At 66.7% G+C, this 17237-nt stretch carries 13 protein-coding genes; all 13 read left to right on the top strand.

The window, feature by feature from the left end; all coding sequences use genetic code 11:
- Positions 1 to 5 precede the first annotated feature (5 nt).
- The 13 genes from V5F84_RS01680 (at position 6) to tssB (ending at position 17236) form a co-directional block, all read left to right on the top strand.
- Positions 6 to 389 carry a PAAR domain-containing protein gene (locus V5F84_RS01680; RefSeq protein WP_394046467.1) on the top strand — a complete coding sequence of 128 codons (384 nt, stop codon included), beginning with the start codon at positions 6 to 8 and terminating at the stop codon, positions 387 to 389.
- Positions 390 to 392: 3 nt separating this feature from the next.
- A complete protein-coding gene (locus V5F84_RS01675) occupies positions 393 to 1469 on the top strand; it encodes a class I SAM-dependent methyltransferase (protein WP_394046465.1) in 1077 nt (358 codons plus the stop codon).
- 121 nt (positions 1470 to 1590) lie between these two features.
- Positions 1591 to 2067 (top strand): Hcp family type VI secretion system effector, encoded by a 477-nt coding sequence (locus V5F84_RS01670; RefSeq protein WP_394100494.1) that lies wholly within the window; start codon positions 1591 to 1593, stop codon positions 2065 to 2067.
- Positions 2068 to 2197: 130 nt separating this feature from the next.
- A complete protein-coding gene (locus V5F84_RS01665) occupies positions 2198 to 4288 on the top strand; it encodes a hypothetical protein (protein ID WP_394046892.1) in 2091 nt (696 codons plus the stop codon).
- Positions 4289 to 4359: 71 nt separating this feature from the next.
- Positions 4360 to 4836: an Hcp family type VI secretion system effector gene (locus tag V5F84_RS01660; RefSeq protein ID WP_394100495.1), complete on the top strand. Its 477-nt coding sequence runs from the start codon at positions 4360 to 4362 to the stop codon at positions 4834 to 4836.
- 175 nt (positions 4837 to 5011) lie between these two features.
- Entirely contained in the window at positions 5012 to 7078 is a 2067-nt protein-coding gene (locus tag V5F84_RS01655) for a type VI secretion system Vgr family protein (protein ID WP_394045252.1), read from the top strand.
- Positions 7079 to 7089: 11 nt separating this feature from the next.
- Positions 7090 to 7677 (top strand): DUF6931 family protein, encoded by a 588-nt coding sequence (locus tag V5F84_RS01650; protein WP_394045254.1) that lies wholly within the window; start codon positions 7090 to 7092, stop codon positions 7675 to 7677.
- A 17-nt stretch (positions 7678 to 7694) separates the two neighbouring features.
- The gene (locus tag V5F84_RS01645) at positions 7695 to 8780 is read left to right on the top strand and encodes an FHA domain-containing protein (RefSeq protein ID WP_394045256.1); all 1086 of its coding nucleotides are present in this window, start codon (positions 7695 to 7697) and stop codon (positions 8778 to 8780) included.
- Entirely contained in the window at positions 8777 to 10111 is a 1335-nt protein-coding gene (gene tssK, locus V5F84_RS01640; protein ID WP_394045258.1) for a type VI secretion system baseplate subunit TssK, read from the top strand. The genes V5F84_RS01645 and tssK overlap by 4 nt, the downstream gene beginning before the upstream one ends.
- 132 nt (positions 10112 to 10243) lie before the next feature.
- Positions 10244 to 11752, top strand: coding sequence for a type IVB secretion system protein IcmH/DotU (gene icmH, locus V5F84_RS01635; RefSeq protein WP_394045260.1), 1509 nt, complete (start codon positions 10244 to 10246; stop codon positions 11750 to 11752).
- 34 nt (positions 11753 to 11786) lie between these two features.
- Positions 11787 to 15335, top strand: coding sequence for a type VI secretion system membrane subunit TssM (tssM, locus tag V5F84_RS01630; RefSeq protein WP_394045262.1), 3549 nt, complete (start codon positions 11787 to 11789; stop codon positions 15333 to 15335).
- A 181-nt stretch (positions 15336 to 15516) separates the two neighbouring features.
- Entirely contained in the window at positions 15517 to 16641 is a 1125-nt protein-coding gene (gene tssA / locus V5F84_RS01625; RefSeq protein WP_394045264.1) for a type VI secretion system protein TssA, read from the top strand.
- Between the two features lie 76 nt (positions 16642 to 16717).
- On the top strand, positions 16718 to 17236 hold the full coding sequence (tssB, locus tag V5F84_RS01620; RefSeq protein ID WP_394045266.1) for a type VI secretion system contractile sheath small subunit: 519 nt from the start codon (positions 16718 to 16720) through the stop codon (positions 17234 to 17236).
- Position 17237: the final 1 nt, after the last annotated feature.

Here is a 17237-nt window from a genome sequence, read left to right as displayed (position 1 = left end):
GCCTGATGCCCCCCGCCGCCCGCATGGGTGATCAGGTGCTGCAAAGCGCGCCCCATTGCCATGCGCCCATGCATCCGCCGGCGCCGGTGCCGACGCCCGTGCCGCACCCGGCGACGCCGCTGATGATCATGAAGGGGTGCCCCACGGTGCTGATCGGCAACATGCCCGCCGCGCGGCTCACCGACACCACCATGCCGTGCATGCTGATCGGCTGCGTGCCGGGCGGGCCGGGCATGATCATGAAGGGTTCCGCGACCGTGCTCATCGGCAGCATGCCGGCCGCGCGCGTCGGCGATTCCTCGTTGCATTCCAGCTGCGTCGCGCCGATTCCGAGCCCGAGCGGAAGCATTCTGCCGCCGGGCTGCCCCACCGTGATCATCGGCGGCTGACCCATGCGCCATGCTCATTTCGAGGCTCTCCAGCCGGTGTGTCCGGCGTGCCAGCGCCGTGGCATCGATTCTCCGCTCCTGCTGGCGCCGGGGGCGCTGGAGGATGCCGCCGGCGTGAGCGCCGGCCTGCTGCGCTGCCCCGCGCTGGATTGCGGGATCGCCTATCCCATCATCGACGGCGCGCCGGTGCTGGTGCCGGACCTCGGCGCCTGGCTCGCCGCAAACGGACATCTGCTGCTGCAGCGCCACGAACTGCCGGACCCGGTGGAAGCGGTGGTGGCGGCCGCGCTGGGGCCGGACGCGGCGTTCAACGTGATCCGCACCCAGCAGGCGAGCTACGCCCACGACCATTACGGCGACCTGGCGGAGGCGGACAGCGCGCCCGCCCTGTTCGGACCGCCGCCGGCTCCGACGCCGCTCGTGCCCGGCGCGGTGCGGCGCACCCTGGCCACGGCGCTGGCGCAATTGCCCGCGACCACCGGGCCGGTGCTGGACATCGGCTGCGCCGTGGGCCGCACGGCGTTCGATCTCGCGGCGGCGACGCCCGGGCTCGTCCTCGGCATCGACCTGAACTGGCCGCTGCTGGCGATCGGCCGCGGCATCCTCGACCGCGCCGTGCTGTCCTATCCGCATCGGCGGCTGGGCATGCGGTTCGAACGCCGGCGCCATGCGGTGGCGTTCGCCGGCAGCGACCGGGTGGATTTCTGGATCGCCGACGCGCTCGCCCTGCCGTTCCGCGCGCACACGTTCGACCTCGCGGTGGCCATGAATGTGATCGACTGCGTCAGCGCCCCGCCCCGGCTGATCGCCGAGATGGCGCGCGTGCTCATGAGCGGCGGCGGCGCGGCGATCGCGACCCCGTTCGACTGGAGCAGCCAGGTCACCTCACCGGAGGCGTGGGTGGACGGGCCGGCGGCGCTGGACACGCTGATGGCGGAGGTCGGCACCCAGGCCCGCCAGGCGGGGTTTGGCGCCCTGGTCCAGACCGGTCCTTCGCACGACCTGGACTGGCATGTACGCCTGCATGATCGTGCTGCGATGCATTACGCGGTTCATCTACTCACCGCCTCACTGGACTGATCTGGAATTTCAGGAGTACGGGTAAAACCAGTTGTACGACTGTCAATATTGGGTGCTACAGCCAAGCCTCGATGATCTCCGCAGCCGCGCCGATCATGGGTGAAAATAGGGAAATCCCACCATGGCCATCTATGTGAATTACGACGGCATTCCGGGTGAAGCCACCCAGCAGGACCACACCAAGTGGATCGACGTGCTGTCGCTCTCCTGGGGTGTCGGCCGCGGCATCGCCACCGTTTCGGGCTCCACGAACAATCGTGAAGCCTCCGAGCCGTCGGTGAGCGAAGTGTCGATCGTCAAGATGTTCGATTCCTCCTCGCCCAAGCTGTTCACGGAATCCTGCACCGGCAACACCGGCAAGACGGTCAAGATCGACCTCACCACCACCGGCAGCCCCGGCGTCACCTATTGCACCTACACGCTGACCAATGCGCTGATCTCGTCCTATTCGGTGTCCTCCGGCGGCGACCGCCCGACCGAGTCGATCTCGATCAGCTTCACCAAGCTTGAGTTCAAGTTCACGCCCTATGACGACACCAACAAGGCCGGCACCCCGGTCACCGTGTCGTACGACATGGCCACCACCAAGACCTCCTGATCCGACCTGGAGCCCGGGTCGGCGCGCCGCGCCGGCCCGGGGGCTCGTGCTTGTCGGGGACCAAGCGGACGTTGCCCGGCCAACCAGTTAAGCCTGTCGCCGCGCCCGTGGTTTTTCGAAGGGGGACGTCATGGATATCAAAGAGTTCACAGCGCTCATCGAATCGACCGTGACGGCGGCCGGCGGCGCCGATACGCTTGCGGCGTGCATGACGAAGCCGGCGGGTCCCCTGGTCGCCCAGTATGGCCCCCTCACCGACAAGATCATGAAGGACAAGGCCGTCACCAAGGCGCTTGAGCTTTACGACGAGCATATGGTCCGGGTGCCGAACCAGCAGTTCGCCAATGCGCTTGCGGAGCTTGCGCTGGTGGTGAACGGACTGCCGGCGCAGGCGACCACCGGTGCGACCACCGCCATGGGCGCGCTCGTCTACCAGACCCAGCGCTTCGATGCGAACCTCAGCGCCGTCCTGGCCGGCGTGAAGCCGCCGCCGGCGGGCATGATGGGCGTGCTGCTGGCGGTGATGGACACCTCGATCACCGCTGGACTCGCCTTCGTGCCGGTGGCCGGGCCGTTCCTGGTGCCGCTCTCGCAGGGCCTCGGCAGCGCCATCGGGTTCGGCATCAATGCCGGCATCCAGCGCGCGGCGGACGATCCGGCGCTTCTGTTCAACACCGGCAATGCGCAGCAGAAGGCCGACCAGAAGACCGCCATCTCCGGCAGCTCGGATGTCAATTCCGCCCAGAACCGCGCGGATGCGTCGGGCAACGCCGGCAAGGCCATCAGCAGCGGCGTTTCCAACGCCTTCGGCGCCTTCGACAAGGAAAGCACCATCGGACAGCTGGCCGCGCAGAAGGGCATCGCTAGCCTGGTGGCGACCGGCATCGGCATGCTGGTGAAGCGCAATGAGGAATCGGTTCTGAAGAACCCCGATTCCGTCAGCGGGCGCGCCTTCACCAATGTCATGATGGGCCAGGTCCAGTCGCAGAACCAGTCGGTGGCGGTGGAGATCAACAGCCTCAACAAGGTCAATCTCAAGCTGCCGGACGTGCTGCGGCCGACCGCCGACCGCACCAAATTCTACCTGGACGAAAAGAAGTCCCTGGGCGATTTCCGCACCAAGACCCAGGAAATGTTCATCGCCTTCTACAAGCTGATCAGCCAGGTCATCTCGGCCGGCTTGCGCGAATCCTTCAAGAGCTCGACGGATAAGATCGATCGCCCGCTCAGCAACGAGCAGAAGATCGCGCTGCTCATCCTCGGCTATTTCTATGCGAAACGCTGGGACAAGGGCGCCCAGATGGTGACGCACAACACCGACCTTCAGCGGCTGACCGGCGAGAAGGGCGTGATCGAAACCAGCATCCAGCGGAATACCGGCGATCTGGGCAATGCGCAGGGCATTGATCGCGGTCCGATCGAGGACCGGATCAACCAGCTCAACAGCGACCTGCGCACCAAGGAAGGGCAGATCGCCTCGATTCAGCAGGAGATGGCCCAGCTGATGTCGAAGAAGAACACGCTGACGGCGATCCATTCCTTCTGGCAGCAGGCGGGGAACCAGGACGACGCCCTGATGGCGACCAGCTTCGCCACCTACCAGAAAGCCAGCACCGCGCTCAGCAAGAAGAACTTCCTTGGGGCGACCTTCACCCGGGCCGACATCTCCATCGACAAGCTCGATCAGGTGAAGGCGGCCTCGAAGGAATATTTCAGCGCCCTGAAGGACGCCCTCGTGTCGGACATTTCGACCGCCATGAACAAGGGCAACGAAGGGATCATGAACGACAAAGACATGGTCGAGATGTGGAAGGTCTATATCGGCGCCAACCTCATCATCAACCAGACCCTGCGCGACGCGAAGCTGAAGGAGACCAGCAAGCTTACCCGCTTCTCGCGCGCCATCACGCCCACCACCGACGCCACCTCCATCGACAGCCGCTACATCCAGATGCTGGACGACGCGGGCTTCATCGAGCGCTATGTCGGTACGTTCGGCGTCGTGACGAAGGCGAAGAAGGCGACGCTGGCGGCGACGGGCAAGCTGCGCTGGTCGGTGAGCCCGAGCAACACCGAGCGCGCGATGGTGATCGCCTTTTGCACCGTCGTGGCCTTCTCTTTGGACGTGGGCAAGATTTCGTTGGGCTTCTGTAGCTGGAAGGAAACCAAGCTCGCCCTCAATGAGGTGTGCAAAAAGATTTCCGCCACGGCAGTCAAATGATTTGACCTTCGGCCCCACAAGGGCCGGGAGTGCGACTTTCTCCAACCGGTAAAAATAGCAGGAGGGCAGACATGGCCATCTACGTGAATTACGACGGCATTCCGGGTGAAGCCACCCAGCAGGACCACACCAAGTGGATCGACGTGCTGTCGCTCTCCTGGGGTGTCGGCCGCGGCATCGCCACCGTTTCGGGCTCCACGAACAACCGTGAAGCCTCCGAGCCGTCGGTGAGCGAAGTGTCGATCGTCAAGATGTTCGATTCCTCCTCGCCCAAGCTGTTCACGGAAGCCTGCACCGGCAACACCGGCAAGACGGTCAAGATCGATCTGACCACCACCGGCAGCCCCGGCGTGACCTATTGCACCTACACGCTGACCAATGCGCTGATCTCGTCCTATTCGGTCTCCTCCGGCGGCGACCGCCCGACCGAGTCGATCTCGATCAGCTTCACCAAGCTCGAGTTCAAGTTCACGCCCTACGACGACACCAACAAGGCCGGCACCCCGGTCACCGTGTCGTACGACATGGCCACCACCAAGACCTCCTGATCCGACCTGGAGCCCGGGTCGGCGCGCCGCGCCGGCCCCTTCGTTGCCAGCCGGGATGCGGGGCGCGCGCCATCGCATTCCGGCTTTGCCGGTTCTGGCATCGCGCTACACTGCGCCGCGCTCAAACTGCGCCGCGGGACGCCAATCGGGCCTCGCGCGCCACGGGACCTGACCTATGAGTACCGAAGCGCCGGTGCAGACCGATCGCCTGCTGACCCTCACCACCCCGCTTGGCGGCGATGTGCTCATCGCCACTGCGTTTTCGGGGACGGAGGGCCTGTCGCAGCTGTTCCGCTTCACCCTCTCCATGGTGTCTACCAACACCGCGATCACTCCGGACAGCCTGCTCGGAAAGCCGATCACGGTGGCCATCGCGCGCCCCGGCGCCGACCCGCGCTACATCAATGGAATCGTGATCTCCTTCGCGGCGGCCGACAAGACCGTGGACGGCATGCGCCGCTACGAGGCGGTGCTGGCGCCGAAGTTCTGGCTGCTCACCCGCACCGCCGACTGCCGCATCTTCCAGAACCAGAGCGTCACGCAGATCGCCGACACCCTGTTCTCGGACGGCGGCATCACCGATTATCAGAAGCAGGGCCTCACCGGCTCGCACCCGGCCCGCGACTATTGCGTGCAATATCGCGAGACCGACTTCGATTTCCTCACCCGCCTGTTCGCGGAGGAGGGGATCTATTATTATTTCCAGCACGCCAACGGGAAGCACACGCTGATCCTCAGCGACAGCACCGCGGGATATACCGACTGCGCCGACAAGAGCGTGCAGCATGCCCAGCCGCAGAGCGGCGAGACGGTGGCGGTGCAGCGCTGGGAATCCTCCTATCATTTCGAATCCGGCAAGACGACGCTGGACGATTACAATTTCGAGCAACCGACCACGGATCTGACCTCCACCACCTCCACGGTGCTCACCAATTCGGCCTTCAAGTCCTGGGAAATCTACGATTATCCCGGCGATTACACGAAGAAGGACGATGGCACCTCCCTGTCGCGGGTGCGCATGGAAGCGGTGGAGGCGACCTATTCGGTGGTGCGCGGGGAGGCGAGCTACGCCTCCTTCCAGGCCGGCTCAAAATTCACCATGGCCAAGCACGAGGTGGCCGCGGAGCAGGGCAAGCCCTACGTGCTCGCCACGGTCACGCACGAGGCGCGCGATCCCACCCACATCGGCAACCAGAGCCGGGACGTGGTCTATTCCAACAGCTTCACCGCCCTGCCGGCCACGGTCGCCTATCGCCCGCCGCCGGTGACGCGCCGCCCGCTCATTCCGGGTCCCCATACCGCGACCGTGGTCGGGCCCTCGGGCGAGGAGATCTATTGCGACAAGTACGGGCGCGTGCGGGTGCAGTTCCACTGGGACCGGCTCGGCACCAATGACGAGAAGAGTTCGTGCTGGATCCGCGTCTCGCAGGGCATGGCGGGCAACAGCTGGGGCGCCCTGTTCACGCCGCGCGTCGGCATGGAAGTGGTGGTGAGCTTCCTGGAGGGCGATCCCGACCGGCCGCTGATCACCGGCTGCGTCTACAACGCCACCAACATGCCGCCCTACACCCAGCCCGACAACAAGACCCAGAGCGGGCTGAAGACGCGCTCCACCACCGGCGGCGATGCCACCACTTTCAACGAGCTGCGCTTCGACGACAAGAAGGGCGCCGAGCTGATCTACATGCACGCGCAGAAGGACCAGACGCGCGACGTGGAGAATGACGACACGCTGAACGTCAAGCACGACCAGATCATCACCATCACCAACAATCGCACCGAGACCGTGTCGGAGGGCAATGAGACCGTCACCGTCTCCAAGGGCAATCGGGCGGTGACGATCACCACCGGCAACGAGGACCTGACGGTCTCGAAGGGCAACCAGACCCTCACCGTCTCGCAAGGCAATTCCACCACCACCGTGAGCCAGGGCAATCACGCGCTGACGGTCTCGCAGGGCAATTCCACCACAGACATCAGCCAGGGCAACCAGACCGTGACGCTCGGCTCGGGCAATGCGACGCTGAAGTGCAACGGCGGCAGCATCACCTTGCAGGCGGCGCAGACCATCACCCTCAAGGTGGGGAGCAATTCCATCACCATCAGCCAGAGCGGCGTCGCCATCAGCGCCACGCAGGTCACCATTTCGGGCACCGCCAAGGTTGCGGTCAGCGGGCCGATGGTGTCCGTGAACGGCAGCGGCACGGTGCAGGTCCAGGGCGGCCTGGTCACCATCAACTAGGGGAGGGGAACATGGAACTCGGTTTTCTCCCCAAGCTGCGCTATGCGCTGGCGGAGCATCTCACGGCGCAACTGGAGCCGAGCGAGGAGGCGCAGGCGCTGCTGACGCCGGGCCTCACCGCGGCCGGCTTCATCCAGGCGCTTGCCGACGCCGAGCTGACCACGGAAGCGCTGCGGTTTCTGGCGCTGGGCCTGCCCCGGCGCGAGGCGGTGTGGTGGGCCTGCGCGGCGCGCCAGCGCTTCCTGCCGGGCGAGCTGCCGGAGAAGGAAACCGCGGCCTGGAACGCGGCCGAGACCTGGGTCTATGAACCCACCGAGGCGAACCGGCGGGCGGCCTATCGTCCGGCGGAAGCCCTGAAGTTCGAGACCGCCGGGGCCTATGCGGCGCTCGGCACCTTCTGGTCCGGGGGCAGCCTCGCGCCGCCGGAATCGGTGCTGGTGGTGCCGCCGGGCGATGCCTTGACCGGCAGCGCGATCGGCGCCTCCTTGCTGCTGTGCTGCGTGCCCGGTCCGGCCAAGACCATCGGCGAGCGCCATGCGGCGGCATTGATGATCGGGGCGGACATCGCCAATGGTGGCAGCGGACAGTCGGCCACCTGAAGGAGCGCATGAGGAGCATGGCACCGAGCCTTCGCCTGACCATCGTCGATCCGGCCAACCTGCCGCTGCACGAGCGCACGCGCAGCGTCACGCAGGGGCCGTTCCGCATCGGCCGCGTGGACGACAACGACTGGGTCATCGAGGACCCGGCGCGGCTCATGTCCCGTCACCATTGCACCATCGACCTGAAGGGCGGCGTGTTCGTGGTGATCGACACGTCGGTCAACGGCCTGTTCGTGAACAGCGCGGAGCAGCCGCTGGGGCGCGGCAATTCCGTGATCCTGAACGACGGCGACCTGCTGCACCTCGCCAGCGTCACCTTGCAGGCGAGCCTCCAGGATGCAGAGGCGCAGCGCGATCCGTTCCTGGCGATCCTGCCCGGCGCGGCCGGCTCCCGCACCGCCCCGGCGCCGGCCGCCGATCCCTTCGCCGACGCGCCGCAGATCGGGCAGAGCACCGCCTTCACGCCCTATTCGCCCACCTCGCTTCTGCCCTGGACGGAAGATCCGCCCGCGCCCCTCCCGGATCCGCTGTTCGCCACCAGCCCGTGGCAGAACGCGACCGAACCGGACCACGTGCCGGCCGAGCTCCAGGCGCTGGGCACGGTGACGCCGGTGAACACGCATATTCCAGAGAGCTGGGAGGACGAGGTGCTGGGGACGCCTTCGGCGCGCCAGAGCCCCGGCTTCGGCACGCCCGCCCCCGCCTACGGCACACCGGCCCCGGCCTACGGCGCGCCGCCCCCGCCTTTCGGCGGTCCGGGCGGGGCTTCCGCCACCGCCGCGCCCACCTTGCCGCGCGCGACCGTGCTCGCCTTGGTGGAGGCGCTCGCCCGCATTTCCGAGGCCGCGGATGTCCAGGCCGGCGAGGACATTCTCGCCGGCACAGCGGAAGAAGCCGTCGCGCGCCTTGCGGCGCTGGATCCCGAATGGGCGGGCCTCTCCCTGGTCAGCCTGTCGGTGCGGATCACCAGCCAGCTGCGGGCCGACCGCGACCTCTCGCACGCTCCGGCCCCGCACACGCAGATGCTGCCGGACGCGTGGGACGCCCCCGACCCCGAGGCCCCTTACCGCCGCCCCCTTGACGGAGACGACACGCGATGAACACCAACGGCAAGGTCGTCTGGTCCGAGGGCATGTTCCTGCGCGCCCAGCATTTCCAGCAGCAGGATCGCTATCTGGAACGCCTGGTGCGCCTGCGGGTGGAGGGATTGTGCCCGTTCCCCTGGGGCCTGCGGGCGCTGTCCATCAACCGCGACCTGCTGGCGCTGGGCAAATTCGCGCTCGACCGCTGCCAGGGCGTGTTCGAGGACGGCACGCCGTTTGACATTCCCGAGGATCACGAGCACCCCGAGCCCATCGACCTGCCGGTGAGCCTGACGGATTCCATCGTCTACCTCTGCATTCCGGTGCGCCAGCGCGGCGCGGCGGACGTGGAGGTGGGCACCATGCGCAATTCCGCCGCCCGCTTCGGCTCCGAGGAGATGGAGGTGGTGGACGAGATCAGCGGCTCCAACAACACCGCCCGCATCCGGACCGCCAAGCTGCGGCTTTCCCTGCTGCTGCACAATCAGGACCGCAGCGGCTTCCATTGCCTTGGGCTCGCGCGGGTGGCGGAGGTGGGGGCGGACCGCAAGGTGCGGCTCGATGCCAATTACATTCCCCCGTTTCTCGATGCCGCCGCCTCGCCTGCGCTCTCCGGCTTCCTCAACGAACTGACCGCGATGCTGCATCATCGCGGCGAGGCGCTCGCGCCGCGCGTGACCGGCTCCGACAGCCACGGCGTCGCCGAGATCGCCGACTTCCTGATGCTCCAGGTGATCAATCGCGCGGAACCGCACCTGGCCCATCTGGCGCGGCTTTCCGGCCTGCATCCCGAGCGCCTCTATGCCACCTTCCTGGAGCTGGCGGGGGAATTGTCCACCTTCACCGCCATCCAGAAGCGGCCGCGCGATTTCGCCGTTTATCGCCACGACAATCTGGAAGAGACCTTCGAGCCGGTGATGGTGGAATTGCGCCGCTCGCTCAGCGCGGTGCTGGAGCAGAGCGCGGTGCAGATCCCGCTTCAGGATCGCAAGTACGGCATCCGCGTCGGAACGATCCAGGACCGTACGCTGATTTCGGGCGCGAATTTCGTGCTGGTGGTGAAGGCGGAAATGCCCGGCGAGACGATCCGCCGGTCGCTGCCGGCGCTGATCAAGATCGGCCCCGTGGAGCAGATCCGCGAGCTTGTGAACGTCCAGCTTCCCGGTATCCGCGTCCGGCCCCTGGCGCTGGCTCCGCGCCAGATCCCCTACAATGCCGGGGCGGTTTACTTCGAACTGGAGCCGGCCAGTCCGCTTTGGAAGCAATTGGCCGTGTCGGGCGGTATCGCGGTCCATCTCGCGGGCGATTTTCCCGGCGTCCATATGGAGATGTGGGCGATCCGCAATTAAGGTTAAGCGGAGCTTTCAGGAATTAGTCATCGGATCGCAACAGGAAAGCATCACAAGGTCAGCGTACACGCGGTATGATGAACCAAGCTGGAAACTGATCACATGAACCGCAACGGGCCGAGCGAAGGGGATATGGATGACACCATTTTCGCTCGCCCAGCTGTTGCTGCGCGCCAGCTTGGTTCCGTGGTCGCCGCGCCGGCCGATGGTTCGGTAAAGGCGCAGCCGGCCCCGCCGCCTCCGCCGCCGGGTCGTGGCCGGTCGGCGCCCGCATCGCCGTTCGACCAAACCCGCTCGGCCGCGCCGCCGCCGCCGAGCCCGGCCGTCTCCGCACAACGCGGACCCGAGGCCCGCGCCACGCCGCGCAAGGGGCCGCCGGCGGGAACCGAACGCTCCGATGCGCTCTATGCCGCGTTCGATGTCTATCGCGACAATCCCAGCCTCGGCCTCGCGGCGCCGATCTTCGATCTTCTGGCCAGCGTCGAGGCCACCACCCAGACCCCCGACATCGAATGGCTGCACCAGACCCTGGTGCAGGGGCTCCAGGATTTCGAGGCCCAGGCAACCGCCAACGGCCTGAATTCCCAGCAGGTGCGCATCACCTTGTATGCCCTCGCCGCGACCGTGGACGACGGGGTGCTGAAAACCAATTGGGGCAAGGACAGCTTCTGGTCCTCGAAGAGCATGATTTCCATGTTCTTCCGCGAGACCTGGGGCGGCGAGCGCTTCTTCGCCTTGCTCAACCAGATGATGGCGGCGCCGCAATCGGTGCTGAAGGAAATCGAATTCTTCTATTATTGCCTGGAGTTCGGCTTCGAGGGCAAATATCGCCTCGCGGCGAACGGGGCGGGCGAGCTGGCCCATCTGTGCGAGGAGATCTTCCAGACCCTGCGCAGCGCGCAGGGGCCGGTGAAGACCGATCTCTCGCCCAAATGGCGCGGCGTCAGCGTCGAGCAGCATCAGCTGCGCGACCTCCTGCCGATCTGGGTGGGCGGAGCGATCCTCGGCACCTTGCTGGTGGCCGGCTTCGTCGCGCTCGCCGCGGTCCTGCGGCACGACAGCAGCCTTGCGGCCGAGAAGGTATCCGCCCTGCTGGTCGCCCCGGCGCCCCATGTGGCCAAGCCGCCGACCCCGGTCGCGGCGGCGCCCGCCCAGCCGGCGCCGGCGCCCGCACCCGCGGCCCCGCCCAAGCCGGCGGTGCCCGCGCCCGATCCCTACCAGATCATCTCCACCTTCCTGGCGCCCGAGCAGAAGGCCGGCGTGCTGCAGGTGATCAAGCAGGACAACAAGGTGGTGATCCGCACCGTGGGCGAGGTGTTCGCCACCGCCAGCACCGGGATCCGCGCGCAATTCACCAGCGTGATCAATCATATCGGGCAGGCGCTGATGAAGACGCCCGGCACGATCGAGGTGATCGGCTATAGCGACAACGTGCCCATCAATACCGCGACCTATCCCAACAACCAGGTTCTCTCCCAGGCGCGCGCCGGACGGGTGGCCGATTTCCTGGCCGCGGAGATGGGCAGCCCGGCGCGGATCAGTGCCACCGGGCGCGGGTCGGCCGATCCCATCGCGTCCAATGCGACGCCCGAAGGCCGCCAGGCCAACCGGCGCGTCGAAATCGTGCTGACTCCCCAATAGCGCCCCGCAGAGCCCAGGTGAGGGGACAATCTCCATGGTGAAAATGCTGACATCGCGCGCATTCTGGCGCTGGGTGGTGCTGATCGTGGTGGCCGCTCTGGTCGCCGTGGCCATCTGGTTCCTTGCCCCGCATCTCAGCATCGCCGGGGAAGCCCCGCTGGCGGCCGTGACGCCCCGCGTGCTGGCACTGCTGGTCCTGGCGCTGGTGTGCGTCCTCATCGTGCTGAGCTGGCGACCGGCCACGCCGGCGCCGGCGACCGCGGGCCTGCCGCAGGACAAGAAGGGGCTGATGCCCGCCGGCGTGGTTCCCGCGCGCGATGAACATGCGGAGGCGCAGACATCGGCCATGGCGGAGGGCATGCAGCGCGCGCTGGGCGTGCTGCGCCGCATGCGCCTGTCGCACCGCTGGGGACGCTCCTACGTCTATCAATTGCCCTGGTACCTGGTGACCGGAATCGCCGGATCCGGCAAGACCTCGCTGATCCGCCGCTCGGGTCTGCGCTTTCCGGTGAATGACCGCCGCGACGGGCCGGGCGGGCAGATCGCCGCCGGCAACAGCTGCGCTTTCTTCTTCTCCGATGCGGCGGTCCTGGTGGATACCCAGGGGCCGTTTCGCGGCGATGGCGTCGCCTCCGGCAGCGACCGGCAGGTGTGGAACAATTTCATCGGCTTGCTGAAGAAGCACCGGCCGCGCCAGCCGATCAACGGCGTCATCCTGACCCTCAGCCTGGAAGACCTGGAGAACTGGAGCGAGACCGACCGCCTCACCCATGGCGCCGACATCCGCCAGCAATTGGTGGGCTTGCAGACCCGCCTCAAGGTGCGCTTTCCGGTTTACGTGATCATCACCAAGGCCGATCGCATCCCCGGCTTCCATGCCTTCTTCGACGGCATCACGGTGGAAGAGCGCAACCGCGTGTTCGGCCTCACCTTCCCGCTGTGCGACGAGAACGGCCTCACCGCCGACGGCGAGACCATGTTCGCCTTCCTCAACCGGGAATACGACAACCTCCTGCAGTGGCAATTGCCGCGCGTGCTGAACCGGGTGAACACCGAGGCCGAGACCGAACGGCGCTTCGACACCTTCATGTTCCTGCCCTATCTGGCGGCGGTGAAGCCGGCGATCTGCGACCTGCTGGAAGACATGTTCAAGCCCAGCGGCTATGAACGGCCGTTGCTGCTGCGCGGCCTCTACCTGACCAGCGCCGACGCCGAGGACGTCGCCAGCGAAAGCCCCTATCGCCTGATCCCGCAGGAGCGCCCGGAAGGCGGCACCGCCGTGGTCGAGCGCCGCCGGACCGGCTTCTTCATCCATGATGCGCTGGAGAAGGTGATCTTCGGCGAGGCCGGCCTCGTCGGCGTGGATGCCGAGCTGAGACGGCGCCAGAAGCGCACGATGTGGGGGCTCACCGCGCTCACCGCCTGTCTGGCGGCGGGGCTCTCGGTCTGGTGGGCGATGAGCTTCATCGGCAATCGCGAATTGATCGAGCAGGTGGATCGCGCCGCCGACAAGGCGAAAGTGGTGATCGCGCCGCTCGGCAACAGCACCAATGTGAAGCCCGGCGACGACGGGGATCTCTCCGCCACCATACCCGCGCTCACTACGCTCGCCGCCATGCCGACCGGGTGGAACGAACGCAATCAGGGCGTGCCCTTGCGCCTCACGGCGGGACTGAGCCAGACGCCGCTGCTGGCGGCGGCGACCCGCTCGGAATATACCGACGCCCTGGAAACGCTGTTCCTTCCCCGTCTCGACCTGCGCCTGCAACGGCAGGTCGAAGCGAACATGGGCAAGCCCAGCGCGCTCTATGGCGCGCTGATGGTCTATCTGATGTTCGGCGGCGTGGCGCCCATCGACAAGGATCTGGTGATCGCCTGGATGCGGCAGGACTGGGCCAGCGCCTATCCCGGCCCGGCCCAGGCGCCGCTGCGGGCCGCGCTGGTCACGCAGCTCACCAACCTGTTGCAGGCCGGCTTTCCCAAGCTCGATCTCAACAACAATCTGGTGGCCCGCGCCCGGGCGGTGTTGAACCAGTACCCGGCGGCGGAGCGCGGCCTCGCGATCCTGGAAGACCTGCCGGAAGTGAAGGACCTGACGCCCTGGACGCTGGCCGAAGCGGCGGGGCCCCTCGCCCCCTACGCCCTGGTGCGCCGCAGCGGCAAGTCGCTCTCAGACGGCATCGCCGGCATGTACACGGCGGCCAATTTCTTCACCGTCGTGCTGCCGGCCATTTCCAAGGTGGCGGAAGCCCTGGTGCGCGAGGATTGGGTCCGCACCCCGGCCAATCCCAATACCCCCGCCCTGGTGCGCACGGATCAGCTGAAGAAGGACATGCTCGCGCTCTACACCAGCGATTATGCCGCCCAGTGGGAGGACCTGCTGAGCGATGTCACCATCGCGCCCTTCAACACGCTCCAGCAGGAAATGGCGGTGCTTCAGGCGCTGATCGGCCCGCCTTCGCCGCTGAAGATGTATTTGAGCGCGGTGGCGCAGCAGACCACCCTCGCCCCGCCCGCCAAGCCCACTACGGTGCAGAACGCCTCCGCCGCCAAGGCGGAGCTGGAGAGCCTGCTCGGCGGCGGTCCCTCGCCCGGCCAGCCGGTGACCGACCGTTTCGCCGGCCTGGAGAAGTTCGTATCGGGTACGCCGAGCCCGGTGGACGATGTGGTCAAGGCGCTGACCCAGCTGCGCATGGCCATCGGCCCCGCCGCCAGCGCGGGCGACGCCAGCCCCTCCCAGGTGACCGAGCTGACCTCGGGACCCGCGTTCGCGCAGATCCTCGGGCAGCTGAAGCTGAGCACGCTGACGGCGCCGCCGGCGCTGGCGGAATCCATCATGGCCCTGGTGCGGCAGACCTCCACCATCACCAACGCCGGGGTGCGCGAGGACATGAACGCCGCCTGGAAGGCGCAGGTGCTGCCATTCTGCCAGGCGGCCATCAATGGGCGCTATCCGTTCGAGAATTCGCAGAACGAGGCGACCTTGCCGGACTTCACCCGCATGTTCGCCCCCGGCGGCCTGCTGGAGCAGTTTTTCGACAAGCAGTTGAAGCCCTTCGTCGATACCAGCATCGCGCCCTGGAAGCTGTTGTCCAATGCCAGCGCGCGGCCCGACATCACGGTCGCCGCGCTCGGCTATTTCGAGCAGGCGGCGCGTATCCGGGCCATGTTCTTCCCCGCCGGCGCCACGGCGCCGCAGCTCAATTTCGACGTCACGCCGACCCGCCTCGATCCCGGCGCCATGCGGGTGAAACTGGAGATCGACGGCCAGTCGATCATCTACCAATACGGGCCGCCGCAGGCGCTCGCGGTGAAATGGCCCGGCGCCACCGGCATCATGCGCGTCGAGTTCGGCGCGCAGGAAAGCGGCCAGCCCTCCTCGCTGACCGTGAACGGGCCGTGGGCGCTGTTCCGCTTCCTGAATGCGCGCGGCCTCACGCGCCTCACGGCGAACCGATTCTCCTTCAATGTGAATCTCGGCCCCCGCTCGGCGGGCTTCACGCTGGACGCGGCGAGCGTCAACAATCCGTTCCGCCAGAACCCGATGACCGGGTTCAAATGCCTGCCCTCGCTGGTGCCATGATCACCACCATTCGCATTGCACAATCCTTCGAGCCAACAAATATTGCGCTGTCACAATGGTGTTTTGGTCTCCGGCCTAGCTTCCAGCCGACACATCCGATAGCGTATTTCCCGATGCGACGGCGCTGCGACTGCGCGCATCGACATCGGGTGCAGCACATCTAGGGCACGCTCGGTAACCCATGGCCATTGCAACCACTTTTGATCCTGAAGTTCTGCTTCAGCCCATCAGCGAAGAGGCGCCGTGCGGCACCGATCCGCGGGCCGACATTTCCGTGACCTCGCGTTACCTGCGCGTGAAGGATGCCCGCGCCACGGCCCGGCGCACCGAGCGCGCCAATGATGTCGACAACGACGGCGCGCCCCCGCTCCAGGAATGGGGCGATGTGGTCGATCTGTCGGGCGAGATCCTGTCCCTGGAGGGCAAGGACCTCGAGGTGATGGCCTGGATGATCGAAGGCATGGTGCGGATCGACGGCTATAGCGGCCTCTATACCGCGCTCAAGGCGGCCGAGGGCCTCGTCAGCACCTTCTGGGACGGAATCCATCCGCTGCCCGACGAGGACGGGAACGAGGCGCGTCTCGCGCCCTTCATCGGCCTCAACGGTGTGGACGGGCAGGGCACTCTGATCCAGCCGCTGCGCAAGCTGCCGATCACGGCGGGCGATCCGCCCTACGCCTTCTGGCAGTATGAGCAGGCGAACGATATCGTCCACATCGCCGATCCGGCCAAGCGCGACGCGCGGCTGGCGGCGGGCGGGCTGACGCTCGATGCCTTTACCGCGTCGGTGCAGTCGACGCCGGCCTCCTTCTATTCCAATCTCGTGGCCGAGCTCGAAGCCTGCCTGGAAGCGCTGAACGCGCTTTCCGAAGCCTTCAGCGTCCATGTGGGTCGCGACGCCCCGCCCGCCGGCACCATTCGCGGTGTGCTCACGGGCGTGCTGGAAGCGGTGCGGGTGTTCGCGGCCGACAAGCTGGCCCAGGCCGCGCAGCAGAGCGAGATGCACACCTCCCAGTCCGACGCCCCGAGCGAAGAGGGCGCTGGCGCCGGCGCCGCCCAGGGCGGCGCGACGGCGGCGTTCGGCGCGCCCTCGAACCGCGAGGACGCGTTGCGGCAGATCCTGCGCATCGCCGCCTATTTCCGCGAGCATGAGCCGCATTCGCCCATTTCCTACACGCTGGAGGAGATCGTGCGGCGCGGGCGCATGCCGCTCGCCCAGCTCCTGGACGAGCTGATCATCGACCACGATGCCCGGCGGTATTTCTACATCGCCTCCGGCCTGAAGGCGCCGGAAGTGGAGAGTTGACCGCGCCCGGCCGCCGTGCCGGATGTCGGAGATCGTAACGCCAACTGCGTAGCCGAGAACAAGGGGTTGAAGCGCGATGCCCAGCATTCACGAAAAGCTAAACCGCGTGCGCAAGCCGCGTGTCCACATCACCTATGATGTCGAGACCGAGGGCGCGGTCGTCCAGAAGGAACTGCCCTTCGTTGTCGGCGTGCTCGGCGATTTCTCGGGCGATCCCACCGAGCCGCTGAAGCCGCTGAACGATCGCAAGTTCATCCAGATCGACCGGGACAATTTCGACCAGATCCTGGCGCGCATGACCCCCGGCCTGAAGATCAAGGTGGACAACACCCTCGCCGACGACGGCAGCCAGATGCTGGTCGAGCTGGGCTTCAAGTCCATGGACGATTTCGACCCGGCCTCCGTGGTGCAGCGCGTGGAACCCCTGCGCAAGCTGATGGAAGCGCGCGACCAGCTGCGCGACCTGCTCTCCAAGGCCGACCGTTCGGAAAACCTGGAAAGCCTGCTTGAGCAGATCCTGACCAAGGAAGAAGACCTGAAGACGCTGAGCAGCCAGCTCGGGCTCGAAGCCGAAACCGAAAAGAAGGAGGGCTGAT

It is taken from the genome of Roseixanthobacter liquoris (genome assembly GCF_043195135.2).
Classification (GTDB): domain Bacteria; phylum Pseudomonadota; class Alphaproteobacteria; order Rhizobiales; family Xanthobacteraceae; genus NCEH01.
Note: the sequence above shows the minus strand (reverse complement) of the source record. Positions and strands in the feature narration are given on the sequence as shown.

What these genes read in the sequence shown, in the direction of transcription:
- V5F84_RS01645 (WP_394045256.1), top strand. Translation starts at nt 7,695, where the DNA reads ATGGCACCGAGCCTTCGCCTGACCATCGTCGATCCGGCCAACCTGCCG.
- V5F84_RS01655 (WP_394045252.1), top strand. Translation starts at nt 5,012, where the DNA reads ATGAGTACCGAAGCGCCGGTGCAGACCGATCGCCTGCTGACCCTCACC.
- V5F84_RS01665 (WP_394046892.1), top strand. Translation starts at nt 2,198, where the DNA reads ATGGATATCAAAGAGTTCACAGCGCTCATCGAATCGACCGTGACGGCG.
- V5F84_RS01680 (WP_394046467.1), top strand. Translation starts at nt 6, where the DNA reads ATGCCCCCCGCCGCCCGCATGGGTGATCAGGTGCTGCAAAGCGCGCCC.
- tssB (WP_394045266.1), top strand. Translation starts at nt 16,718, where the DNA reads ATGCCCAGCATTCACGAAAAGCTAAACCGCGTGCGCAAGCCGCGTGTC.
- tssA (WP_394045264.1), top strand. Translation starts at nt 15,517, where the DNA reads ATGGCCATTGCAACCACTTTTGATCCTGAAGTTCTGCTTCAGCCCATC.
- tssM (WP_394045262.1), top strand. Translation starts at nt 11,787, where the DNA reads ATGGTGAAAATGCTGACATCGCGCGCATTCTGGCGCTGGGTGGTGCTG.
- icmH (WP_394045260.1), top strand. Translation starts at nt 10,244, where the DNA reads ATGGATGACACCATTTTCGCTCGCCCAGCTGTTGCTGCGCGCCAGCTT.
- V5F84_RS01660 (WP_394100495.1), top strand. Translation starts at nt 4,360, where the DNA reads ATGGCCATCTACGTGAATTACGACGGCATTCCGGGTGAAGCCACCCAG.
- V5F84_RS01675 (WP_394046465.1), top strand. Translation starts at nt 393, where the DNA reads ATGCGCCATGCTCATTTCGAGGCTCTCCAGCCGGTGTGTCCGGCGTGC.
- tssK (WP_394045258.1), top strand. Translation starts at nt 8,777, where the DNA reads ATGAACACCAACGGCAAGGTCGTCTGGTCCGAGGGCATGTTCCTGCGC.
- V5F84_RS01650 (WP_394045254.1), top strand. Translation starts at nt 7,090, where the DNA reads ATGGAACTCGGTTTTCTCCCCAAGCTGCGCTATGCGCTGGCGGAGCAT.
- V5F84_RS01670 (WP_394100494.1), top strand. Translation starts at nt 1,591, where the DNA reads ATGGCCATCTATGTGAATTACGACGGCATTCCGGGTGAAGCCACCCAG.